This window comes from Amycolatopsis sp. PSD-21, from assembly GCF_055561455.1.
On the sequence record NZ_CM145712.1, the window covers coordinates 1,575,347 to 1,596,381 of the forward strand.

Here is a 21,035-nt window from a genome sequence, read left to right on the forward strand (position 1 = left end):
GATTCGCGTGATCCGGCGCGTCATTCGCGTGATTGGAGGCGTAACTCACGAGTTACGCCTCCAATCACGCGAGTTACGTCTTCAAGCACGCGAATGACGGGTTCAGGCGCGGACGAGTACGGAAAAGTAGATCGGCCTGCTGGCCGGGAAGAGTTCGCGGTCCTGTTCGTCGACCATCTTCCAGAAGACCTTGCAGTCGGCCGGGGCGTTCGGCGGGGTGTTCACGGTGACCGTCACCTGGACACGGCCTCCCGGGGCGGTGTCGTTGACCGGGATCCGGTCCGGGGTGCGGCAAGTGCCGGGCGCGACCGGGAGATCGGTGCGGCGCAGATACCGCTTCCGCCACTCGACGGTGCCGGTGTTCTCGAGCTCCCACACCTTCACGAACTGGGTGCCCGGTTTGACCACGGTCTCGTCGGGGATGGTCACGTCGCCGAGGAATCTGCTGGAGTCGCCGGGATGCGGTGGCGCGGGCGTGTCCTCCTCGCCCGGCAGCAGGATGACCACGACGGCGGCGATCGCGGCGACGAGAACGAGGGCGAGCGGCACCAGGACGCGTTTGGACCGCCATCGCGGCGCGGGTTCGGGTTCGCGGTCGGCGGACAGCACGAGCTGGACGCCCTGCCATCGGGCGTGCCATTCCTCCTCGTCACCGTCGCAGGCGCGGACGAACTCGCGGACCGTCTCCCACGGCTGCAACCGGGTGCCGGTGACGGTGAGGTGCAGGGTCGCGTGGGACACCGCGCCGGACTTCGCCGCCATCTTCCGGAAGGACGGCTCCCCGGCCCGCGCCCGGAGCTTCCGCAGCCCGTCCATGAACGCTTCCAGCTCCGGTGCCCGGTCTTCGGTTCGCGGTTCCGGCACGCTTCCCCTCGCGATCGTGTCCGACGTGACAACGATTCCCGTCACTCTGCGCGGCCTGGTGACTATATCGCGAAGCGTGTCCGGATCGCCGCGCCGACCTGCGGAATCCGCCGGGCGCCGTCGCTGTCAGACGCTGTCAACCTGCGGGTTTTGACGTCAGACGTTCCGTACAGGCGGTTCCGGCTGACACCGCTTCCGGGCCAGTGTCGGTCACGAGCTGTTCACGGGGAGCAGCCATCGAGTGAAGGAGCAGCCATGCGCAAGGTGGCAACCGCCGCGATGTTCGCCGCACTGTCCGCGACCGCGCTGGGGGTGACGGCGGGACAGCCCGCGGCGGCCGCGCCGTCGGTCAACATGGAGGCCGTGGTCAAGGCGGCCATGTGGGATCCGTACAAGCCGGACCAGTCGATCACGCCGGGCTCCGGGGAGAGCGTCAAGGTGGTCGAGCAGGCGCTGGCCGCGAAGAACCTGCTCGACAAGAAACAGGTCGACGGTCACTTCGGCACGTCGACGGTGACCGCGTACCAGAAGTACCAGAAGTCGCTCGGGCACAGTGGCCTGGCCGCCAGCGGTCTGCCGGGCAAGGGCTCGCTGACCGAACTGGGCAAGGGCCGCTACACCGTGACCGCGCCGATCAGCGTCGGCTCGAAGACCAGCCTGGACGGCAAGACGGTCAACAAGCGCACCGCCGACATGATCGCCGCCGCGGAGAAGAAGGCCGGCGTGAAGTTCACCATCACGCAGGGCTCGTACAACGCCGGCGGCGTCGGTGCTTCGGGCGGGACGCACGACGGCGGCGGTGCCGTCGACATCTCGGTGAACAACATCTCGAACAAGACCGCCGCGGTGAAGGCGCTGCGCGAGGTCGGGTTCGCCGCGTGGCACCGCACCCCGAGCCAGGGGAACTGGGCCGAGCACATCCACGGGATCGCGATCAGCGACACCGACATGTCGCCGCAGGCGCAGGCTCAGGCCGGTGACTACTTCAAGGGTCTCAACGGCCTGGCGAGCCACGCCAAGGACGACGGCCCCAAGGTGAAGAAGGTGACCTGGGAGGAATTCAAGCGTGGGTGACCCCACGGCGGCACGGACGGGGCGGGCGGCTTCGGCCGCTCGCCCCGTCCGTGCCCGGCAAGTGATCACCGCGCCGTTCGCCGCCAGTGTTCCGCCGCCTCGCTCATGTCCTGATGCAGGTGCCGGAAGAACCGGCTGGTGGCGTCGAGGCGCGCCCCCGCCGGCCCGTCGATCAGCCCGGCGCCCCGCCGGGTGACCTCCGCCCATCGGGTCATCGCGTCGAGGCTGGTACGCCAGGCCCGATAACCGAAGTCGTCGTCGACGACGTACCGCTGCCGACCACCCTCGCGTTCGCGAGTGATCAGGCCGCGTTGTTCGAGCCAGCCCACGGCCTTGGACACCGACGCGGGGCTGACCTCCAGCCTGGCGGCCAGTTCGGCGGCGGTACTGCCGCCGGTGTCCGCGGTGAACAGGCCGGCCAGGACCCTGGCCATCATCGACGGGACGCCGGTCGCGGCCATCGTCTCGGCGAATTCGGTCTCGAAGTCCCGCACCGTCTCCGGCGTTCGCGCGGGGACGGGCGGCGGGCCGGGTCTGCGGCGGCGGGCCCGCCATCGTGTCGCCTGCTGCGCCTGGCCCGCCCGGTAGCGGTGGGCGCCGCCGTTGCGCGCGACTTCGCGGATCACCGTCGACTTGGGGCGGCCCAGCCGACGCGCGATTTCGGCGTACGTGAGACCCGCCGACAGTCCCGAAGCGATCTGCCCGCGCTCGTCGTGGGTCAGGCGTCTTCCCGGCACCTGTTTATCCCCTCCGGTGCATTCAGCTCCATGGTCATTGCATCGATTGTAGGCACTCCACCTCGGAAAACATCCCGGTTCGGTTGCTGGCTGCAGAAAAACAAGCCTAGTGTTTTCGGGGAAAGCGAGAGATCGGGAGGGAACCGTGATGACGGCCAAGGTATGCCTGGTCACCGGTGCTTCGTCGGGGATCGGCCACGCCACCGCGCTGGAACTGCTGCGCGCCGGGCACATCGTCTACGGCGCCGCGAGGCGTGTCGAGAAGATGGCCGACCTGCGCGAGGCGGGCGGCCATCCGCTGAAGATGGATGCCAGGAACGAGGACGATCTCCGCCACGCGGTCGACGTGGTTCTCGAAGCACACCAACGGATCGACGTCCTCGTCAACAACGCCGGCACCGTCCTGCACGGTGCCGTCGAGGACGTGCCGCTGGACACCGCGCGCGACCAGCTCGAAGTCAACCTTCTCGCGCCTGCCAGGCTCGTCCAGCTCGTCCTGCCCGCGATGCGGGCCCAGCGGTCCGGCACGATCGTCAACGTCTCCTCGATCGGCGGCGAGATCGCCCTGCCGTTCGGTGCCTGGTACTACGCCTCGAAACACGCGCTCGAAGCGTTCTCCGACACGCTTCGCATGGAGGTCGCGCCGTTCGGCATCGACGTCGTGATCATCCAGCCGGGCATCATCAAGACCGAGTTCGAGGACCAGACCGCCGCGCAGCTCCGCGAGTATTCCGGCCGCGGGGCGTACCGGGAGATGGCGGAAGCCATGGCGCGGCACGGGGAAACCGGGCTCAGCGACGGCTCCGACCCTTCCGTCGTCGTGGACGCCATCCGCCGCGCCGTCGAGTCCGAAAAGCCGGAAACACGTTACGCCGTCGGCCACCTCGCCGAAAAACTCCTGGAACTCAACAGGACGCTGCCCGACCGCGAGTTCGACGAACTGGCCATGCGCGCGACGAAGTAGCTCACCCGCTCGGCTGCTTCTTGACGCTCCTGCGCCGCGCGCGGGCGACCCCGATCCACAGCAGGACGGAGACGACGGCGCCCGGCGCCGCCGTCAGGTACACCGGCCACGCGCGGAAGCCCGACAGCCACAGCATCGTGGCCAGGCCGAGGGTGATCAACGTCCACAGCAGCGCGAGCGTGCCGCCTCTCCGCCGCCAGCGGGCGGCGACGTCGCGCATCCTGTTCTCTACTCGGCTCACACCGGTGGATACCCGCTCATCGCCTGGTCAACCCCCGGAAATCAGGCGCGGAGATAGCCGGTGATCATCGCTACGAGCTCGTTCTCGAGCCGGGTGACGTCGATGGAGCCGGGCGCGGCGATGAGCTGATGCACGGTCAGTTCGACCGTGGACGCGACAAGCCGGGCCGCGGTGTCCTTGTCCCGCACCCGGACCTCGGGGTGTCCGTGGAGGAGTTCCCGCAGGTCACCGATCATCTCCCATTCCAGCCGGGTGACGCGTTCCAGCAGCTCGCCGGAGCGGGGCGCCTGCTCGATCATGATCTGCAGCAGCCGCGGATCGTCGAGATGGTTCTCGATCACCGTGCGCACGAACTCCCGGATGACGGTCTCCAGCGGCTCCGGCGAGTCCTTGTACCGGCGCAGCGTCTCGGTGGCCCGGTCGCCGTCGAGGTGGCGGGTGAGCAGCTCGGCCAGGATCGCGTCCTTGTTCGGGTAGTACTGATACAGCGAACCGATCGAGATCCGGGCCCGTTCGGCGATCCGGTTCGTCGTCCCCGCGGCGTATCCGTACTCGGCGAAAACGTGAGCAGCGGCGGTGAGGATGCGCTGCCTGGTCAGCTCGGCCCGAACCTGGCGTGGCTGTTTACGCGGCTGAAGCCGTCGTTGCTCCGACGTCATGACACTCCCGGTGAAGCGGCGCGAAAGCGAGTAGCGAGTAGGCTGAACAATTGCTCATAATTGTGCCATGACCAGCACAGATACCCGTCCGCGTCGGCTGTCGCCCGAAGAGGTTCGTGCCCGGCTCGGGGAGCCGGAGGCCATGATCGAGGCCAAGGTCCACGACCGGATCGACCGGCACGGCCACCGGTTCATCGCCCATGCCCCGTTCGTGGCGATGGCGACGTCGGACGCGACGGGGCTGCCCGATTGCTCGCCGCGCGGCGACTACCCGGGCTTCGTCAAGGTGCTCGACGAGCGCACGCTGGCGATCCCCGACCGGCCGGGAAACAAACTCGCCGACTCGTTCCGCAATCTCGCCGAGAACGACGGCATCGGCCTGATGTTCGTGGTCCCCGGCGTGCGGGAGGTGTTCCGGGTCAACGGCCGCGCCTATCCCACCGACGAGCCGGACGTGCTCGCCAGGATGCGCACCGAGGGCAAACCGGCGGAGCTGGCGATCGTCGTCGACGTGCTGGAGACGTTCTTCCACTGCGGCCGCGCGCTGATCCGGTCCCGGCTCTGGGATCCCGCGAGCCAGGCGCTGGCGGACGAATTGCCGTCCGTCGGCGAGATCGCCGCCGAGCAGATGGGGCTCGACGTCGATCCGGCCGTCGTGGAGGCCATGCTCGAAACCGGCTACCGGCGGTTGTACTGATGCAGAAGACCGTTCTCGACCGCGTGGAACCGGTCGCCGAAGGAACCGTCTCGCTCGTCTTGCGCGGTGCCGAAGGCCCGCTGGCGCCCTGGGAGCCGGGTGCGCACGTCGACGTGGCGCTGCCGAACTGGCTGACCCGGCAGTATTCGCTGTGCGGGGACCCGGCCGATCGAGGCGGCTACCGGGTCGCCGTCCGGTACGACCGGCTGAGCCGGGGCGGTTCGGAATACGTCCACCTGTTCCTGCGCGCGGGCCGGACCCTCGACGTCTCCTTGCCGCGCAACAACTTCCCGTTGCTGCCCGCGCCGGAACACCTGTTCATCGCGGGCGGGATCGGGATCACGCCGCTGATGCCGATGCTGGCGGCGGCGGGCCCCTCGGCCAGGTTGGTGTACGTGGGCAGGTCCGAAGCGACGATGCCGTTCGCCGCCGGCCTCAAGGCCGCGTACGGCGACAGGGTGCGCCTTCACCGCACCGCCGAGCACGGGAGGCCCGACTTCGCCGCGCTGGCCGCCGGGCTCGGCCCGGACGCGCTGGTCTACTGCTGTGGCCCCGCGTCGATGCTCGCCGCGGCCGAAGCGGCGTTTCCCGCGCATCGGCTGCATATCGAGCGTTTCCAGCCTATGGCCAAGGAATTCGCGCCCGCGGAGCCGTTCGAGGTGAACTGTGTCCGATCGGGGCGGACGGTGCCGGTCGCCGCCGAAGAGTCACTGCTGGACGCTCTGAACCATGCGGGGTTCCGTATCCCGTCCGGATGCCGTGAGGGGGTCTGCGGCAGTTGCGAGATCGGTGTCGTCGGCGGCGAACCGGACCACCGCGACGACATCGGCGCACCACCGGGACGGATGTACTGCTGTGTTTCCCGTGCGACTTCCCGGCTCGACTTGGACCTGTGAATCGACTGCTCGCCGGACGTGAAGGAAATTCCCCGAATTGCCGCGGGAACGGGCCGGTGTAACCCTGGTCATACCGAACGACACCACCACCACGAAGTACAGGAGTCGTTATGACCACCACCGAAATGCCGGCTGTCCACGAATGCACGGTCAGCGGCTGTTCGTACAACCACGACGGCTGCCACGCCTTCGCCATCACGGTCGGGGGCGGCAACGGGTCGGCCGACTGCGGAACGTTCGTCCCGCTCAACACCAAGGGCGGACTCGATCGAGTGACCGCACAGGTGGGAGCCTGCTCCCGGTCCGACTGCCGTCACAATTCCGCGCTGGAATGCACCGCATCGAGTGTCCGGGTGGGACCGGGCGAGGGTGACCACGCCGCCAACTGCCTGACCTACGCGCCGCAGTGACTCGCGTGAAGGCCCCCTTCCCTCGGCTCAGCCGAGGGAAGGGGGCCTTCACGCGCTTGGGGCGGGGTGTCAGCTCCCGGCCTGGTCGCAGCTCGCGGCGTCGGTGCCGAGCACCGGGTCGGTCACCGGGCGGCCGGCGATCGGAATGATCTTCTGGGTGGTCAGCGCGCCGTCGCGAAGGGTGTAGACGGTGCGGGTGCCCGAGTAGGTGAGCGGGTCGGCGCCGAGGTCGTCGGCTTCGGCCGCGACGGTTTCGAAGGTGCGGCCGCCGCCGTCGAGCGGGGTGCACTGGTAACCCAGATGGGCGGCCACGCCACCGCCCTCGGCGACCGACAGCGGCTTACTGTCGTTGTCGACGACCTGGCTGAGATTGCGGCCGTCGTAGTGCAGGGCGGTGAAGAACGTGGTGTTGGCGCCGACGGACTGGGTGACGATCAGTTCGGCGCGGCCGTCGCCGTTGAGGTCCGTGACGCGCGGGGCCTGGAGCGGGACGGAGCTGTCGGCGCCGAGGTGGATCGAAGTGAAGGTGCCGTGCACGGTGGCGGAGACGACCTGGTCGTTGTCGCCGGTGAGCTGAGCCGTGACGGTTTCGATCTCGCCGTCACCGTCGAGGTCGGCCACGGTGGTGACCGGGTCGCCGGACGGCGCGGCCATCGGGCTGCTCAGGGGGCTCGCCAGCGCCGGGACGACGGCGGCCAGGCTCAGCGCGGCGGCGACGCCGGTGATGGTGGCGGTACGGATGATGCCGGTGTGGTTCATGGTGCTCTCCCTCCAACGCCTCCGGTGAACTCTTCACCGAAAGTGCTCTCATCAGGGGAGACGGTTGCGGATCATGGACGTGCATCCGGAGTGTGATGCGCCACACGAACGCAACCCCGGATGGCCCGCTCCCGAAGGAGCGGGCCACCGGATCAGCCGATCTTCCACAACTGGAGCGGGGAGCCCGTGTCGGCCCGTTGTGTGACGGCCGCACCGTCCGAAGTGGACGTTGTCGTCAGCAGCAGGCCGGAGCGGACGCTCGCGAGTTTGTAAGCGCCGTCAGGCTGTTTCGTCGCGGTCCAGCGCTGATTGGGCCCGCCGGTGCACGTCCACTGGATGACGCGCGCGCCCGCGGTGGTGGCCCCGCCTTCGACGTCGGCGCACAGGTTCGAATGCGAGTTCGTCAGGGTGTAGGAACCGTCGGACTGCCGGGTGAACAGCCATTTCTGGTTGGCGCCCTGGTTCGGCGTCCAGGTGACCAGAGGCGTGCCTGCGGTCGTCGACGAGTCCGGGTCGTCGAGGTTCTTGCCCGCGGCGGCCAAAGTGTGGATCCCGCCGAGAGTGCCGGCGCCGGCATCGGTGAACTTCAGTGTCTGCTCGGCCGCGGTCCGGCCGTCGCCGACGGCGTTCCCGCCGGCGTCGGTCCACGAACGCGTCGGCGTGGTCTCCGCGAGGCGTGAGGCCTTGCCGGAAAGGCCGAGCACGAGCCCACTGTAGCGGTTCACCAGCCGGAAGGTTCCTTTGTCCACAGTGGACGGGATGATGAACCACTGCTGCCCGACCGTCGAGGACGACGTCACGGTGGGTTTCGCGCCCCACGCCCGGCCCGCCTGCACGGCGTCGACTCCGAGGAGCCCGCCCGTGGCCGCGTTGGACACGCGGTACGAGCCGTCGCCGTCGGGGGAGAACCGCCACGCCTCGCGGTCGGAGCCGGTCGTGCTCGCGACCGACGTCGTCGCGGTCCCGGTGCCCTGCGCGAGGACCCGGCCGTCGCCGAGACCGATCCGGTACTTGCGGGAACTGTCCACAGGGGACGGTGCGGGCGCGGACGACGTGATGGTCTGGGTGGTGTACTCGCCGCCCGCGTTGTTCGAGCAGGCCACCGCGCAGTACGAACGGAACTGCTTGCCGATGATGGTCGAGTTCGTCTTGTTCGCGGCGTCGACGAACCATCGGTACCAGGACTGGTTGGTGTAGCTCCCGGTGTCGCCGATCAGCCGCCATTTCTGCGTCGTCAGATCGTCGGTCACGTAATAGCGCTGCGGGACGACGCTGTCCACGGCCTCCGGCGCGCCGAGGTAGAGACCGAGATGTGCGTTGTAGGCGATGTTCATGATGAACAGATCCGATTTGCGCGGCAGCTGTCCCGCGGCGATCTGCTGGCTGACGTTGCCGGTGTTGGCGGGGTCGTAATCGTCCGCGACGGGGGTGTAGCCGGTGTCGCCGGGGGCGGACACCGGGACCATGTTGCTCTCGCGGCCGCCGACGCCGGGCTGGGTCCAGCCGCCGTCGAACCATTTCTGCCACGAGCCGGACGCCATCTTTGCCGAGATCGGCGAGCGGGCGACGTGCGCCAGCCCGGTCATCGGGCCTCCGGCGCCGGCCTTCGGGACGATGCGCGAGCCGTAGTAGACGTAGAAGTAGCCAGAGGCCGTGTCGACGAACAGGCGCGGGTCGCCGTCGCCGTAGTCGAACGTCTGATGCGGGAACGCCGCCGTGTCACCGCGTTTCGTGCTGTACGGCGAGGTGATCACGTGGTCCTTGATGAGCCACGTCCTCCCCTGGTCCTTCGACACAGCCATGTCGATCGCGTCGTAATGGGAGAACGAGTACGCCCCGAACGGTTCGGGCGTGAACTCGTTGTGGATCAGGCCGTACCAGTCGCCGGTGTCCGGATCGACCCAGGTGCCGACGAGATCGCAGAAGTTCCGCTGCGAGTAGCCCGATCCGGCGGGCGGGTACGTGGATTCCTTGCCGGTGGGGCTGTTGTTGCAGCGCCAGGTGGTGTCGTCGTTGCGGTCGGCGGGATTCGCCGGGTTCACCGCCGAGCTGATCGGGTGCTTGGTGAAGCCGTCGAAATCGCGGCCGCTGTAGAAGTCCCACTCCCGCGGCTGGTCCGCGCCGTAGAGCGCGGCCGCCTGCTGGAAGTAGAACGTGCCGTCCTTGTCGACATAGGTACTCGCCGGGGTGTCCGTGGTCGGGCTGAACGACTTCTTGGCGTCGACCGTGATGGTGTACGTCGCGTCCGGCGGCGCGGCGTCGGACGACACCGGTACCACCGTGGTGGCCGCCGCGGCCAGCACCGCGGCGCCGAGAAGAGGCAGGGTCCGCATGACTGTCTCCCAAGGGTGACCCGCACCACAGTTGGCGGGGCGGCCGCCGATGTTATGAACGTTATTGCGCGTAAGTCAACGTGTTCGCTCAACTTCAAGCGTCGTTCATGCAGTAATTGCGTGGAAAGTCCAAGCGGCGTGGTGCGGAAGTCCAAGCTCAGTCCGTCGGCACCAGCGGCGGGTCGTCGGGAGGGGGAACGCGCGAACTCCAGCCGCCGGGGACGGCCTGGACGCGCGATTCGCGGAAACGTGCGGGGGAGAGGCCGGCCCGCCGGGTGAAGAGCCTGCTGAAGTAGGCGGCGTCTTCGTAGCCGATCGCCTTGGCCACCTCCTGCACCGGCATTCGCGTGGTGGCGAGGAGTTCCTTGGCGCGGTTGAGGCGCAGGGTCAGCAGGTGGTCCTTCAAACCCGTCTCGGTGCTGCGCCGCACCGCGGCCCGGAGTTCGGGCAGCGTCATGCCGCGGCGGGCCGCGATCTCCGCGACACTGATCGGCAACAGGGCGTCCCGCGCCAGCGCCTCCAGCAGGGATCCGTCACCGGGAGTGCTGTCGGCGGCCCGCCGCAGGGCCACCAGCAGGTGATGCACGGCCGCCGAGGCGTCGACCTGGGCCAGCGGGCTGCCGCCCCGCGCGCAGCGCACGATCCGGCTCACGATGTCGCGGACCGCCTCGACGTCGCCCAGCGGTACCACCGGTTTCGCGGGCGTGACGTAACCGAGTTCCACATAAGCGTCCACTGCGGTGCCGTCGAAATCGACGAAACACTCTTCCCAGCCGTGCGCCGGGTCGGGCGCGTAATGATGCCCGACCCCGGGAACGAGCCACAGCAAGGCGGGCGCGACGACCTCCTGACGCTCGCCGCCCGCCACGGCGAACCATCCGCGCCCCTTGGACACCACGACGGCGACGTAATGGCCGAGCACGCGCGGCCCCACGACGGGCAGGGTTCCGTGCTGCAGCCCGACACCGAGGCACACCAAGCCGAGCCGGCGGTGCACGGCGGATGGGGTGAAGTACCGCATCCAGGTCCGGTAACCCATCCCCGCATCCTCGCGCAACCACTTCGGGGCGCCTTCGTGGGGCAGGAAAAGGATTTCGTTCGCTTCGGTTCTCGATCGCGGCGAAATGTCCCGCAGAACGTCCGCGATCTGATTCTGGCGAATCCTTGTCAACGGCATCGATCAGACCGAATCCGGCCTGGTCGGTCACACGATCGAGGTATGAGGCCCTTCTCGCCGGACTCCCGGGGTATCCCCCGGGAAACGGAGGAGGCAACGATGCCCGACAACGAACTTCCGGGTTTCCTGATCATCGGCCTGATCTTCGTCGTCGCGGACGGCCAGGTCCTGTATCGCGGTGCCCGCCGCTACCTCACCGGGCCGGACGCCCGCGAGGGAAGCGGGTCGGTGGCCTGGATGGTGGTGACGGTCTTCCACCTGGCGGCGATCGGGATGCTGGCGCTGCTGGCGGTCGTGGCTCCGGAATGGTCCGGTTCGGCGGCCGCCTTCGTCGGCAGGCTGGGCGTTTTCCTGCTGCTCATGGCGGTGGCCCACGTCCTCACCCTGTCCGTACTCGGCCATCGGCGCCAGGACCACGTCGTCGAGACCCGGTTGCGGAAGCGCGAGGAAGGCCGCGTCGACTCCGTGCGGGAGCCGACCGTCACCCCGGTGCCCGGGCAGGAGGGCCGGAACCCGCAGGTGAGCCCTGATCTCGGCGACCGAGGTCCGTACCAGGCCTGAGCCCGAGGGCGAGGTGGAGCTGCCGCGCCCACCAGCGCACTTGCGCGGCCGAGTCGTCCGCGGCGGCTCCGCTGATCCCGGCGCTGCGCCGGAAATCGCTCCCGTACAGGGCCTCCATGGCCATCGCCTGATGCAGGGCGGCGACGGCGAGCCGAGTGTCTTCGAGGGAGCCGCCGGGCGGCCGCAGCCGGTGGAGGGCGTCGACGACCGGGTCGAGCATCCCGCTGCCCGGGTCGCGCCAGCCCGCCGCGTGCAGCGCGATCGCCAGCTCGCCGTAGCCGTTCCGGTACAGATCGTGCAGCGCCTCGACGAGTTCGAGCAGGTCGGCGCCGCGGTCCAGCCAGCTCGCGAGAAGGCCCTGAAGCGCGTCCCGGAGACGGCGTCCACCGTGCCGGAGGAGCTCGGCGAGCAGTTTCTCGCGGTTGCCGAAGTGGTGGGCGACGCCGGCGTCGGTCATGCCGACCCGTGCGGCCACGGCCCGCATCTGGACGGCCGCGACACCGGACTCGGCGAGCAGCGCCGCCGCGGCGTCGAGGATCAGCCGCCGGGCCTCTTCGGGAGTCCGTCGTGCTCGCGGTGTCGTCACGAGAGGCATCGTACCTTGATGTGCCAAGGTATTCGCGCTACCTTGACCATCCAAGGTAAGGGGGCGGGTATGACCACCGAAATCAGTCTCGACCTGGGCGAGGTCACCCTGCGGGGCACGGTGACCGGCACCGGGCCGACGGTTCTGCTGCTGCACGCGGGCGGGGAGCGCCGTGCGGTCTGGACGCCGGTCGCCGCGGTGCTGGCCCGGCGCGGGTTCCGGTCGGTGGCCTTCGATCTCCGCGGTCACGGGGACAGTTCCGGCCAGGCGACCACGCTCCGGGCGCTGGCCGGTGACGTGGCGGGGATGATCGGGAGCCAGCCCGCGCCGATCCTCCTCGTGGGTGCGTCGGTCGGCGGTCTGGCCGCCATCGCCGCGCTGGCGGACCCCGCCGTCGCGGCCAAGGCAGCCGGGCTCGTGCTCGTCGACGTCGTCCCCGACATCGAACCGGCCCGGGCGCGTTCGTGGCTCGGCTTCCACGGGCTCGGCGGCCGCTACACCCGCCTGGTGGAGGACGTCCTCGGCTCGGGCCCGGCCCTGCTCGCGACGGCCGGGGCCTTGGACCTGCCCATCCTGGTGGTGCACGCCGGGCGGGACACACCGCTTCGCGACGTCGATGTGGATCGTTTGCGCACGGTCAACCCCCGGGTCGCCGTCGCCGGTGTCCCGGCGGCGGGTCATCTCATGGCGAGAGACGCCCCGGAGGCCCTCGCGGAGCTCGTTTCGGCGTGGCTTTGTGGCATCCGTCACGGGACGGTTTCGACGCCGGGGGCGGGCGGGCAAGATCTGCGTTAGAGCTGTGCGGCGCAGGTGAAGGACAACGTCGTGCACTCGGCGCTACCAGTTGGTAACTTATTGTCGGGGCCTCGAAAACCCCATAAGAAGCGGCAACAACGCGCTGCCTACAATGTCGGGCATGACCTACAGCGAACCAGCGCGATCAGCTGCCCCCCGCACCGGATCGCTGGCGTCCGCCCCCTCGTCGGCCGTCTTGGCAACGGGAATCACGATTTATGGATGCGGTCAGGACGAGGCCGCCCTGTTCCGGGAGATGGCACCTCGTTTCGGCATAATGCCGACCATTGTCGAGGAACCGGTATCCGAGGCCAATATCGAGCTGGTCTCCGGGAACAGGTGTATCAGTATCGGTCACAAGACCAAGGTCACGAACTCCATTCTTCTCGCGCTCGCCGAAGCGGGCGTGAAATACATCTCCACGCGGAGCATCGGCTTCAACCACATCGACGTGGAATACGCGGCGAGCGCCGGGATCACCGTCGGCAACGTCGCCTACTCGCCGGACAGCGTCGCCGACTTCACGCTCATGCTCATGCTGATGGCGGTGCGCGACGCCAAGTCCATCATCCGCCGCACCGAGGTCCACGACTACCGGCTGAACGAGGTGCGCGGGAAAGAGCTGCGCGATCTGACCGTCGGCGTGGTCGGAACAGGGCGTATCGGGGTCGCCGTCCTGGAGCGGTTACGCGGTTTCGGTTGCAAGGTGCTGGCATACGACACGGTGCTGACCGCGTCGGCCGAGTACGTGCCGCTCGACGAATTGCTGCAGCAGAGCGACATCGTGACACTGCACGTGCCGCTCAACACGGATACCTATCATCTCCTCGACGAGAAGAACATCGAGCGGATGAAGGACGGCGCGTACATCATCAACACCGGACGTGGTCCGCTGATCGAAACCGAAGCCCTCATTTCGGCGCTGGAAAGCGGAAAACTGGGCGGAGCGGCGCTGGACGTCCTCGAAGGAGAGGAAGGCATCTTCTACGCCGACTGCCGGAACAAGGCGATAGAGAGCAAAACGTTGCTGCGGCTGGAAAAACTGTCGAACGTGCTGATCAGTCCGCATACCGCCTATTACACGGACCACGCGCTGAGTGACACTGTCGAGAACTCCATCATCAATTGTCTCCAATTCGAAAGCGGGAAGTAGTATGGGTAGGCTGAAAATCGGAATTCTGTTCGGCGGGCTTTCCGAAGAACATCCTATCTCCATCAAATCTGCGCGCGAGGTACAGAAGAACCTCGACCTCGAGAAGTACGAGCCGTACTACATCGGGATCACCCAGAGCGGTTCCTGGATGCTCTGCGACGGCCCCGCCGAGGATTGGGAGAACGGCAACGTCCGCCCGGCCGTCCTGTCGCCGGACCGCGGCGTGCACGGCCTGCTCGTCCTGGACGAGGGCAAGTACGAGACGATCGCCCTCGACGTGGTGCTGCCGGTGCTGCACGGCAAGTTCGGCGAAGACGGCGCGATGCAGGGCCTGCTGGAGATCTCCGGCATCCCCTACGTCGGCTGCGACCTCCCGAGCTCGGTCATGTGCATCGACAAGTCCCTGACCTACTCCGTCGTCCGCGGCGCGGGGATCGAGACGCCGACCTTCTACATCGTCACGTCGGACAACGACGTCGACCCGGACCAGCTGAACTACCCGGTCTTCGTGAAGCCCGCCCGCTCGGGCTCGTCGTTCGGCGTCAGCAAGGTCGCCTCGAAGGAGGAGCTGCCCGCCGCGCTGGCCGAGGCACGCCAGTACGACGCGAAGATCCTGATCGAAGAGGCCGTCATCGGCAGCGAGATCGGCTGCTCGATCCTCGGCAACGGCGACGACCTGTTCGCGGGCGAGGTGGACCGGGTCGCGCTGACCCACGGCTTCTTCAAGATCCACCAGGAGAAGAGCCCCGAGACCGGCTCCGAGAACTCGAGCTTCATCGTCCCCGCCGACATCCCGGACTCCTCGCGTGACCGCGTCCAGGAGGCGGCGAAGGTCATCTACCGCGCGCTGGGCTGCCGCGGGCTCGCGCGGGTCGACCTGTTCCTCAAGGAGGACGGGAGCGTGGTGCTCAACGAGGTCAACACCCTGCCCGGCCTGACCTCCTACAGCCGCTACCCGCGCATGATGAACGCCGCCGGCCTCTCGCTCGGCGACGTGATCGACCGGCTGGTGAACCTGACGCTGGCGGGCCGTGACGAATGAAGGATGATTTCGTCTTCGTTGACGAGGTCGTCTCCGGAATCCGCTGGGACGCCAAGTACGCCACGTGGGACAACTTCACCGGCAAGCCGGTGGACGGCTACCTGGTGAACCGGATCGTCGGCACGCGGGCGTTCTGCGCGGCGCTGGAGAAGGCGCGGGACAAGGCCGAGGAGCTCGGTTTCGGGCTGCTCCTGTGGGACGGATACCGCCCGCAGCGCGCCGTGGACCGCTTCATGCGCTGGGCGGAAGAGCCAGAAGACGGCCGGAAGAAGGCACGGCACTACCCGAACATCGACCGGCCTCAGATGTTCGAGAAGGGCTACGTGGCCACGAAGTCGGGTCACAGCCGCGGCAGCACCGTGGACCTGACGCTCTACCACCTGGACACCGGCGAACTCGCCGACATGGGTGGCGACCACGACCTGATGGACGTCGTCTCGCATCACGGGGCGGCGGGTGTCACGGAAACGGCCACGAAGAACCGCGCGCACCTGTGCGCGGTGATGGAGGGGTCGGGCTTCAGCTCGTACGAGTGCGAGTGGTGGCACTACAACCTGAAGGACGAGCCCTACCCGGACACTTATTTCGATTTCCCCATCGCGTAGGTGTCGCGCGTGAAGGCCCCCTTCCCTCGGCTGAGCCGAGGGAAGGGGGCCTTCACGCGTTTCGGGGTTTGTGAAGGCCCCCGCCGCGACAATTGTCGCGAACACCATTTCATCCCATGAATATCCGTGCGGCTCTGGTGAGTTCGGCGGCCGAACCGCGTGGCCCGTCCCGTGTGGTGACCGGGAGGCCGAACGCTGTCCATTCGCCGCCCCGCGCGCACGAACCTCCTTCCGGTGGATCGATGGACGACGCCGCCGGAGAGGGCGGCGCGGATGAACCGGGGCCGGGTTCCAGCCTGCCACGCTTCGCTTTGCTCGTGGGTGTTCCCCGGCCGGGTGAGATTCCGCCCGGACGGTGGGACGAGGGCTCGGCCGTTCGTGTGAATAAGTATCGAAGAACGGAACATGAACCGCCGGTGCTGTGATCATCCCGGTAGAAGACGAGCCGCGCGAACGGCCTAACAAGACCTGCGAACAGGCTAACCGGGGACACCGGGAACGAGCTTGTACACGGGCCCTTTACTTATGTTCGCCAATCGAGTCAATACCGCATGCGGAGTTCCGGATATTGATCTTGAGCGCCTGGTTACCTACGAAAATCACACTGTTCGTCAATTGCCGACATGGATTGTTCATGCCATGCTGCACAGGTGCGCATCAGCTGGGGCTGACATGGTGTGCACGCTTTGCTGGGGACAGAGGGGGTGCGTCGGTGACTCGCGACCACGAGGCAAACCAAAGACTTCACTCGCCGATCCTCTGAACCGAGCAGGTATGGAGTCCATAGATCGGACATGTCCGGGACCTCGCGCCGAAGCGGGTGCCGGTTCCGTCAGGCTGACCAGGTGTCGGTCCTGCCGGGCCGGAGTCGCCGAGCGTTCGTCTCGCAAATCGCCGTCGGGGCGATGGGAGGATGCCGTTCAGCTTCGGTAGTTCGTCGGAACACGCGCCAGCGGTCAACTGGGAGACCGTCGGGACGAGCCGCCGCATGCGGTTCTTCCTTGTGGCGCTTGAGGGATCCTCACCGTCGAGGACACCCCGCCCTGCTGCCGAGGCCGGCGTCGGACGGGTTCATGGTGTCCAACCACCGAAGCCAAGCAGTTGGACGGTGAGGTTTCCGTGCCATGTCTGAAAGTTGCTGAATCAACAGATTCAATGGGGGCTAGGTGGATCCGACGAGAGTTGACTTGTCCGCTCTCCCTGTCGTCGAAATCGAGCTGTCGAGACTGTCCACTGCGTGTTCGCCGCGAACTTCGGGCGAGGATCCAGAGCATGTCGAGACACTGTTGTCGGCGGAGTGGGAGCTACCGCCCATTCTCGTTCACCGACCGACGATGCAGGTGGTCGATGGCCTGCACCGGCTGAAGGCGGCACGAGTACGAGGCGATACGAAAATCTCCGCGAGGTTCATCGACGGCGCCGAATCCGACGCCTTCGTGCTCGCGGTGGAAGCGAACATCCGGCACGGTCTGCCGCTTTCCCTCGCGGACCGGAAACGGGCGGCCGTCCAGATCATCGGGACGCATCCGCAGTGGTCCGACCGGCGGGTGGCTTCGGCGACCGGCATCTCCGCGGGAACCGTGGCGGACCTGCGCAGGCGGGGCGGCGAAGGCGGGAACGGCGCCAGGATCGGGCGGGACGGGCGGATCCGGCCGGTGGACAGCTCCGAGCGGCGGAAGCTCGCCGCCGAGCTGATCCGCAACGATCCCGGCCTTTCGCTGCGCCAGGTCGCCAAGCAGGTCGGCATCTCCCCGGAGACGGTCCGGGACGTGCGCGGCAGGCTGGAGCGCGGGGAAAGCCCGACCCCGGACGGGAGCAGGAGGCTGCGCACGAAGCCGGATCCGTTGAGCCTGACGGAAACCGACCTCGGTCACTCGCTGGACCGGGAACGGCTCACCGTGCTGGAGCGGCTCAAGGCCGACCCGGCGCTGCGGTTGAGCGAGGTCGGCCGGATCCTGTTGCGCATGCTCGCCATGCACTCCATGGACGGGCAGGAATGGGAACGGATCCTGCACGGGGTCCCGCCGCACCTGTACGGCGTGGTCGCCGGTTTCGCCAGGGATCACGCCCGGGTCTGGGCGGGGTTCGCGGATCATCTGGAGAGCCGCGCGACCGATCTGGCCGCACGGTGATCGCTTAGGCGCGAAGGGGACTTTTCCGCGTGTGGCGCGGAGAAGTCCCCTTCGTGGTGCCCAGGCCGCGTGGCTCGACATCGCCGGGAGAGCGGCCTAAGAAGTAGCTGTGACCATCGAGAAGGCGCTTGTCGTCGGCACCGGCCTGATCGGCACGTCGGCCGCGTTGTCCCTGCGGGAAAAGGGTGTCGCCGTCCAGCTCACCGACATCGACGAACACGCCGTACGAGTGGCGCGGGAACTCGGCGCCGGCCGTGACTGGACCGGCGAGGAAGTGGATCTGGCGGTGATCGCCGTCCCGCCACACCTGGTGGGGGAGCGGCTGGCCGCACTCCAGAAGCAGGGCGCGGCGCGGGCGTACACCGACGTCGCCAGCGTGAAGGCCGGTCCGATCGCCGACGCGGAGCGGCTCGGCTGCGACCTGATCTCTTACGTACCAGGGCATCCGCTCGCGGGACGGGAGCGATCCGGTCCGGCCGCGGCGCGCGCCGGCCTGTTCGCGGGCCGCCCGTGGGCGCTGTGCCCCGGCGTCGAGACCGGGGCCGAGGCACTGCGGCTGACCCGCGAACTGGTGTCGCTGTGCGGGGCCGAGGCCGTCACCGTCGGCGCGGCCGAGCACGACTCGGCGGTGGCGCTGGTGTCGCACGCGCCGCACGTCGCCGCCTCGGCGGTGGCGGCGAGCCTGGCGGGCGGCGACGACGTCGCCTTGCGCCTCGCCGGGCAGGGACTACGCGACGTCACCCGGATCGCGGCCGGAAATCCTTTGCTGTGGCGGAAGATCCTTGCCGGGAACGCGCTGCCGGTGGCGGCGGTGCTCGACCGGATCGCGGCCGATCTCGCCGCGGCGGCCTCGGCGCTGCGGTCGGGCGACCTCGACGGCGTGACGGATCTGCTGTGGCGCGGGGTGGACGGCGAGGGCCGGATCCCCGCCGCTCCGGTCGTGGGCCGGTAGCGGGGTGAAGGCGTCCTTCACCGCGTCTGATGCGGTGATGGGCCCTTCCGGCCCACGTCGGTCGTGAGGGAGGCAGGTGGCGGGGTTGCGAAAGTGGCTTTCGTAACGTCGCCGCGGGGGCTGAGGTGGCTGGCCTGCTCAGGTGGGCGTGGCGGGGTCGCGAAAGCCACTTTCGCAACCTTCAACGTTGCGAAAGTGGCTTTCGCAACGTCGCCGCGGGGGCTGAGGTGGCTGGCCTGCTCAGGTGGGCGAGGCGTGTCGCGAAAGCCACTTTCGGGACATCAGGCGTCGCGAAAGTGGCTTTCGCGACACGGCCACCGGGCGGACAACGTCCTTTGTGGACGAACAGAACGGAGATGCTCCGCGAGGTCCACTCGTGGACATCGACACGATTCAGCACGATTGAACTCGCCGACTCCGTGCGTGAGAGGGATGCCCAAATGGAAGTAATGTTGCGCTTCGGGGCGTCGCCCAAGAGCGATGACGACCCCGATCCCTGGTCGAACCGGGTCCGTCCGGGGACGGTGCGCAGAGTCCTCGCGTATTTCCGCCCCCACGTCGGCAAGGTGGCGATCTTCGTCCTGATCGCCGCGATGGAGGCGTTCGTCGTCGTCGCGACCCCGTTGCTGATGAAGGAACTCATCGACGGCGGCATCCTGAAGAACGACTTCGGGGTCGTCATCCTGATGGCGGTGCTGACCGCCGGCCTCGCCGTGGCGGGCGCGCTGCTGTCGCTGTTGTCCGCCTTCGTCTCCGCGAAGATCGGGGAGGGGGTCACCTACGACCTCCGGGTGCAGGCCCTCGACCACGTCCGGCGGCTGCCGATCGCGTTCTTCACCCGCACCCAGACCGGGGTGCTGGTCGGCAGGCTGCACACCGAGCTCATCATGGCGCAGCAGGCGTTCGGTCATCTGCTGATGGCGGCCACCAGTGTGGTCACCGTCCTGCTCGTGCTGGCCGAGCTGTTCTACCTGTCCTGGCTGGTCGCCGTGGTCACGCTGGTGCTGGTCCCGCTGTTCGTCATCCCCTGGATCTGGGTGGGGCGGATCATCCAGCGCCGCACCGGAACGCTGATGGAGACGAACGCCGGGCTCGGCGGACTCCTCCACGAGCGGTTCAACGTCCAGGGCGCGATGCTCTCCAAGCTCTTCGGCCGCCCGGACGAGGAGATGGCCGACTACCGCAAGCGGGCGGGCAAGATCCGCAACATCGGCGTCAGCATCTCCATCTGGGCGCGGATGTCCTTCGCCATGATGGCGCTGATGGCGTCGATCGCCACGGCGGTCGTCTACGGCGTCGGCGGCGGGCTCGTGATCGAGGGGGCGTTCCAGCTCGGGACGCTCATCGCCATCGCCACCCTGCTGGGACGGCTGTTCGGGCCGATCACCCAGCTGTCCGGGCTGCAGGAGACCGCGCAGACCGTGGTGGTCAGCTTCGCGCGGATCTTCGAGCTGCTCGACCTCAAGCCGTTGATCCAGGAACGCCCGGACGCCAAGGAAATCGAGAAGAGCAAGGCGCCGGGGATCGAGTTCGACGACGTGGTGTTCCGCTATCCCACCGCGGACGAGGTGTCGCTGGCGTCGCTCGAGCACCTGCGGACCAAGCGGGAGAACGGCGACAAGACGGCGGACGTCCTGCGCGGCATCAGTTTCGAGGCGCCCTCGGGCACCCTCACCGCGCTCGTCGGCCCGTCCGGCGCGGGCAAGAGCACCATCACGCACCTGGTCTCCCGGCTCTACGACCCGAACGGAGGCGCGGTCCGCTTCGACGGGCACGATCTGCGCGACCTCACCTTCGACTCGATCCGCGGCACGGTCGGGGTGGTCAGCCAGGACGCCTACCTCTTCCACGACACGATCCGGGAGAACCTGCTTTACGCCCGCCCGACCGCCACCGAGGAAGAGCTGGTCGAAGCCTGCAAGGGGGCGCAGATCTGGGACCTGATCCAGTCGCTGCCCCGCGGGTTCGACACCGTCACCGGCGACCGCGGTTACCGCATGTCCGGTGGGGAGAAGCAGCGTCTGGCCATCGCCCGGTTGCTGTTGAAGGCGCCGACGGTCGTCGTGCTCGACGAGGCCACCGCGCATCTGGACTCCGAGTCGGAGGCGGCCGTCCAGCGGGCGCTCAAGACCGCGCTGCGCGATCGGACGTCGCTGGTGATCGCGCACCGGTTGTCCACGATCCGCGAGGCCGACCAGATCCTCGTGATCGACGGCGGAACGGTCCGTGAACGCGGGACGCACGACGAGTTGCTGGCCAGGGGCGGGCTGTATTCGGAGCTCTACCACACGCAGTTCGCCAGGCCGGAGAACAACGCGCCCAAGCCGGAACCCGAGGAAGACGAGTTCGACGAAGAGCCGCTGGACACCGTGGTCTACGGAGGATGACGATGAGTTCC

General features: G+C 68.1%; 21 protein-coding genes. 13 read left to right on the forward strand and 8 right to left on the reverse strand.

Annotated features, from left to right (window positions below; genetic code table 11):
- Positions 1–102: 102 nt before the first annotated feature.
- Positions 103–864, reverse strand: a complete 762-nt coding sequence (locus ACZ1DY_RS07895) for an NBR1-Ig-like domain-containing protein (protein WP_465484012.1) — start codon at positions 862–864, stop codon at positions 103–105.
- A gap of 255 nt (positions 865–1,119) precedes the next feature.
- Here ACZ1DY_RS07895 and ACZ1DY_RS07900 point away from each other — a divergent pair, with 255 nt between their 5' ends.
- Positions 1,120–1,938: a peptidoglycan-binding domain-containing protein gene (locus ACZ1DY_RS07900; RefSeq protein WP_192746277.1), complete on the forward strand. Its 819-nt coding sequence runs from the start codon at positions 1,120–1,122 to the stop codon at positions 1,936–1,938.
- A 65-nt stretch (positions 1,939–2,003) separates the two neighbouring features.
- Here ACZ1DY_RS07900 and ACZ1DY_RS07905 read toward each other — a convergent pair whose 3' ends face one another.
- Positions 2,004–2,675: a GbsR/MarR family transcriptional regulator gene (locus tag ACZ1DY_RS07905; RefSeq protein ID WP_257488784.1), complete on the reverse strand. Its 672-nt coding sequence runs from the start codon at positions 2,673–2,675 to the stop codon at positions 2,004–2,006.
- A gap of 148 nt (positions 2,676–2,823) precedes the next feature.
- On the opposite strand from ACZ1DY_RS07905, the gene ACZ1DY_RS07910 reads away from it, so the two are divergent.
- Positions 2,824–3,639: an oxidoreductase gene (locus ACZ1DY_RS07910; protein WP_465484013.1), complete on the forward strand. Its 816-nt coding sequence runs from the start codon at positions 2,824–2,826 to the stop codon at positions 3,637–3,639.
- 1 nt (position 3,640) lies between these two features.
- On the opposite strand, the gene ACZ1DY_RS07915 is transcribed toward ACZ1DY_RS07910, so the two are convergent.
- Positions 3,641–3,859 (reverse strand): hypothetical protein, encoded by a 219-nt coding sequence (locus ACZ1DY_RS07915; RefSeq protein ID WP_126733895.1) that lies wholly within the window; start codon positions 3,857–3,859, stop codon positions 3,641–3,643.
- A 62-nt stretch (positions 3,860–3,921) separates the two neighbouring features.
- Positions 3,922–4,539: a TetR/AcrR family transcriptional regulator gene (locus ACZ1DY_RS07920; protein ID WP_192746273.1), complete on the reverse strand. Its 618-nt coding sequence runs from the start codon at positions 4,537–4,539 to the stop codon at positions 3,922–3,924.
- Between the two features lie 67 nt (positions 4,540–4,606).
- Here ACZ1DY_RS07920 and ACZ1DY_RS07925 point away from each other — a divergent pair, with 67 nt between their 5' ends.
- The 3 genes from ACZ1DY_RS07925 (at position 4,607) to ACZ1DY_RS07935 (ending at position 6,542) form a co-directional block, all read left to right on the forward strand.
- Positions 4,607–5,236: an MSMEG_1061 family FMN-dependent PPOX-type flavoprotein gene (locus ACZ1DY_RS07925; protein WP_257488782.1), complete on the forward strand. Its 630-nt coding sequence runs from the start codon at positions 4,607–4,609 to the stop codon at positions 5,234–5,236.
- Positions 5,236–6,132 (forward strand): PDR/VanB family oxidoreductase, encoded by an 897-nt coding sequence (locus tag ACZ1DY_RS07930; protein ID WP_465484014.1) that lies wholly within the window; start codon positions 5,236–5,238, stop codon positions 6,130–6,132. The genes ACZ1DY_RS07925 and ACZ1DY_RS07930 overlap by 1 nt, the downstream gene beginning before the upstream one ends.
- 110 nt (positions 6,133–6,242) lie before the next feature.
- Positions 6,243–6,542, forward strand: a complete 300-nt coding sequence (locus ACZ1DY_RS07935; protein WP_257488780.1) for a DUF1540 domain-containing protein — start codon at positions 6,243–6,245, stop codon at positions 6,540–6,542.
- A 69-nt stretch (positions 6,543–6,611) separates the two neighbouring features.
- On the opposite strand, the gene ACZ1DY_RS07940 is transcribed toward ACZ1DY_RS07935, so the two are convergent.
- From ACZ1DY_RS07940 to ACZ1DY_RS07950, 3 genes are all read right to left on the reverse strand, one after another.
- Positions 6,612–7,301 (reverse strand): VCBS repeat-containing protein, encoded by a 690-nt coding sequence (locus ACZ1DY_RS07940; RefSeq protein ID WP_465484015.1) that lies wholly within the window; start codon positions 7,299–7,301, stop codon positions 6,612–6,614.
- Between the two features lie 152 nt (positions 7,302–7,453).
- Positions 7,454–9,634, reverse strand: coding sequence for an RICIN domain-containing protein (locus ACZ1DY_RS07945; RefSeq protein WP_465484016.1), 2,181 nt, complete (start codon positions 9,632–9,634; stop codon positions 7,454–7,456).
- A 157-nt stretch (positions 9,635–9,791) separates the two neighbouring features.
- The gene (locus tag ACZ1DY_RS07950; protein WP_465484017.1) at positions 9,792–10,673 is read right to left on the reverse strand and encodes a helix-turn-helix domain-containing protein; all 882 of its coding nucleotides are present in this window, start codon (positions 10,671–10,673) and stop codon (positions 9,792–9,794) included.
- A 237-nt stretch (positions 10,674–10,910) separates the two neighbouring features.
- Here ACZ1DY_RS07950 and ACZ1DY_RS07955 point away from each other — a divergent pair, with 237 nt between their 5' ends.
- Complete coding sequence (locus ACZ1DY_RS07955; protein WP_465484018.1) at positions 10,911–11,372, forward strand: hypothetical protein; 462 nt, start codon at positions 10,911–10,913, stop codon at positions 11,370–11,372.
- Here ACZ1DY_RS07955 and ACZ1DY_RS07960 read toward each other — a convergent pair.
- Positions 11,293–11,958: a TetR/AcrR family transcriptional regulator gene (locus ACZ1DY_RS07960; RefSeq protein ID WP_465484019.1), complete on the reverse strand. Its 666-nt coding sequence runs from the start codon at positions 11,956–11,958 to the stop codon at positions 11,293–11,295. The two genes, ACZ1DY_RS07955 and ACZ1DY_RS07960, sit on opposite strands and share 80 nt — an antisense overlap.
- A 69-nt stretch (positions 11,959–12,027) precedes the next feature.
- Here ACZ1DY_RS07960 and ACZ1DY_RS07965 point away from each other — a divergent pair, with 69 nt between their 5' ends.
- The 7 genes from ACZ1DY_RS07965 to ACZ1DY_RS07995 all read left to right on the forward strand — a co-directional run bounded on the left by ACZ1DY_RS07965 (position 12,028) and on the right by ACZ1DY_RS07995 (position 21,024).
- Positions 12,028–12,753: an alpha/beta fold hydrolase gene (locus ACZ1DY_RS07965; protein WP_465484020.1), complete on the forward strand. Its 726-nt coding sequence runs from the start codon at positions 12,028–12,030 to the stop codon at positions 12,751–12,753.
- 121 nt (positions 12,754–12,874) lie between these two features.
- On the forward strand, positions 12,875–13,906 hold the full coding sequence (gene vanH, locus ACZ1DY_RS07970) for a VanH-AOV family D-lactate dehydrogenase (protein WP_306856041.1): 1,032 nt from the start codon (positions 12,875–12,877) through the stop codon (positions 13,904–13,906).
- 1 nt (position 13,907) lies between these two features.
- On the forward strand, positions 13,908–14,948 hold the full coding sequence (gene vanA-Ao2 / locus ACZ1DY_RS07975) for a D-alanine--(R)-lactate ligase VanA-Ao2 (protein WP_371878874.1): 1,041 nt from the start codon (positions 13,908–13,910) through the stop codon (positions 14,946–14,948).
- Complete coding sequence (vanX, locus tag ACZ1DY_RS07980) at positions 14,945–15,553, forward strand: D-Ala-D-Ala dipeptidase VanX (RefSeq protein ID WP_465484021.1); 609 nt, start codon at positions 14,945–14,947, stop codon at positions 15,551–15,553. The genes vanA-Ao2 and vanX overlap by 4 nt, the downstream gene beginning before the upstream one ends.
- Before the next feature lie 1,334 nt (positions 15,554–16,887).
- Positions 16,888–17,685: a helix-turn-helix domain-containing protein gene (locus tag ACZ1DY_RS07985; protein WP_371878873.1), complete on the forward strand. Its 798-nt coding sequence runs from the start codon at positions 16,888–16,890 to the stop codon at positions 17,683–17,685.
- 109 nt (positions 17,686–17,794) lie between these two features.
- Positions 17,795–18,637: a prephenate dehydrogenase gene (locus tag ACZ1DY_RS07990; RefSeq protein ID WP_465484022.1), complete on the forward strand. Its 843-nt coding sequence runs from the start codon at positions 17,795–17,797 to the stop codon at positions 18,635–18,637.
- Positions 18,638–19,077: 440 nt separating this feature from the next.
- The gene (locus ACZ1DY_RS07995) at positions 19,078–21,024 is read left to right on the forward strand and encodes an ABC transporter ATP-binding protein (RefSeq protein ID WP_465484023.1); all 1,947 of its coding nucleotides are present in this window, start codon (positions 19,078–19,080) and stop codon (positions 21,022–21,024) included.
- Positions 21,025–21,035: the final 11 nt, after the last annotated feature.

What these genes read in the sequence shown, in the direction of transcription:
- ACZ1DY_RS07900 (WP_192746277.1), top strand. Translation starts at nt 1,120, where the DNA reads ATGCGCAAGGTGGCAACCGCCGCGATGTTCGCCGCACTGTCCGCGACC.
- ACZ1DY_RS07910 (WP_465484013.1), top strand. Translation starts at nt 2,824, where the DNA reads ATGACGGCCAAGGTATGCCTGGTCACCGGTGCTTCGTCGGGGATCGGC.
- ACZ1DY_RS07915 (WP_126733895.1), bottom strand. Translation starts at nt 3,859, where the DNA reads ATGCGCGACGTCGCCGCCCGCTGGCGGCGGAGAGGCGGCACGCTCGCG.
- ACZ1DY_RS07920 (WP_192746273.1), bottom strand. Translation starts at nt 4,539, where the DNA reads ATGACGTCGGAGCAACGACGGCTTCAGCCGCGTAAACAGCCACGCCAG.
- ACZ1DY_RS07925 (WP_257488782.1), top strand. Translation starts at nt 4,607, where the DNA reads ATGACCAGCACAGATACCCGTCCGCGTCGGCTGTCGCCCGAAGAGGTT.
- ACZ1DY_RS07930 (WP_465484014.1), top strand. Translation starts at nt 5,236, where the DNA reads ATGCAGAAGACCGTTCTCGACCGCGTGGAACCGGTCGCCGAAGGAACC.
- ACZ1DY_RS07935 (WP_257488780.1), top strand. Translation starts at nt 6,243, where the DNA reads ATGACCACCACCGAAATGCCGGCTGTCCACGAATGCACGGTCAGCGGC.
- ACZ1DY_RS07940 (WP_465484015.1), bottom strand. Translation starts at nt 7,301, where the DNA reads ATGAACCACACCGGCATCATCCGTACCGCCACCATCACCGGCGTCGCC.
- ACZ1DY_RS07945 (WP_465484016.1), bottom strand. Translation starts at nt 9,634, where the DNA reads ATGCGGACCCTGCCTCTTCTCGGCGCCGCGGTGCTGGCCGCGGCGGCC.
- ACZ1DY_RS07950 (WP_465484017.1), bottom strand. Translation starts at nt 10,673, where the DNA reads ATGGGTTACCGGACCTGGATGCGGTACTTCACCCCATCCGCCGTGCAC.
- ACZ1DY_RS07955 (WP_465484018.1), top strand. Translation starts at nt 10,911, where the DNA reads ATGCCCGACAACGAACTTCCGGGTTTCCTGATCATCGGCCTGATCTTC.
- ACZ1DY_RS07965 (WP_465484020.1), top strand. Translation starts at nt 12,028, where the DNA reads ATGACCACCGAAATCAGTCTCGACCTGGGCGAGGTCACCCTGCGGGGC.
- vanH (WP_306856041.1), top strand. Translation starts at nt 12,875, where the DNA reads ATGACCTACAGCGAACCAGCGCGATCAGCTGCCCCCCGCACCGGATCG.
- vanA-Ao2 (WP_371878874.1), top strand. Translation starts at nt 13,908, where the DNA reads ATGGGTAGGCTGAAAATCGGAATTCTGTTCGGCGGGCTTTCCGAAGAA.
- vanX (WP_465484021.1), top strand. Translation starts at nt 14,945, where the DNA reads ATGAAGGATGATTTCGTCTTCGTTGACGAGGTCGTCTCCGGAATCCGC.
- ACZ1DY_RS07985 (WP_371878873.1), top strand. Translation starts at nt 16,888, where the DNA reads ATGCAGGTGGTCGATGGCCTGCACCGGCTGAAGGCGGCACGAGTACGA.
- ACZ1DY_RS07995 (WP_465484023.1), top strand. Translation starts at nt 19,078, where the DNA reads ATGGAAGTAATGTTGCGCTTCGGGGCGTCGCCCAAGAGCGATGACGAC.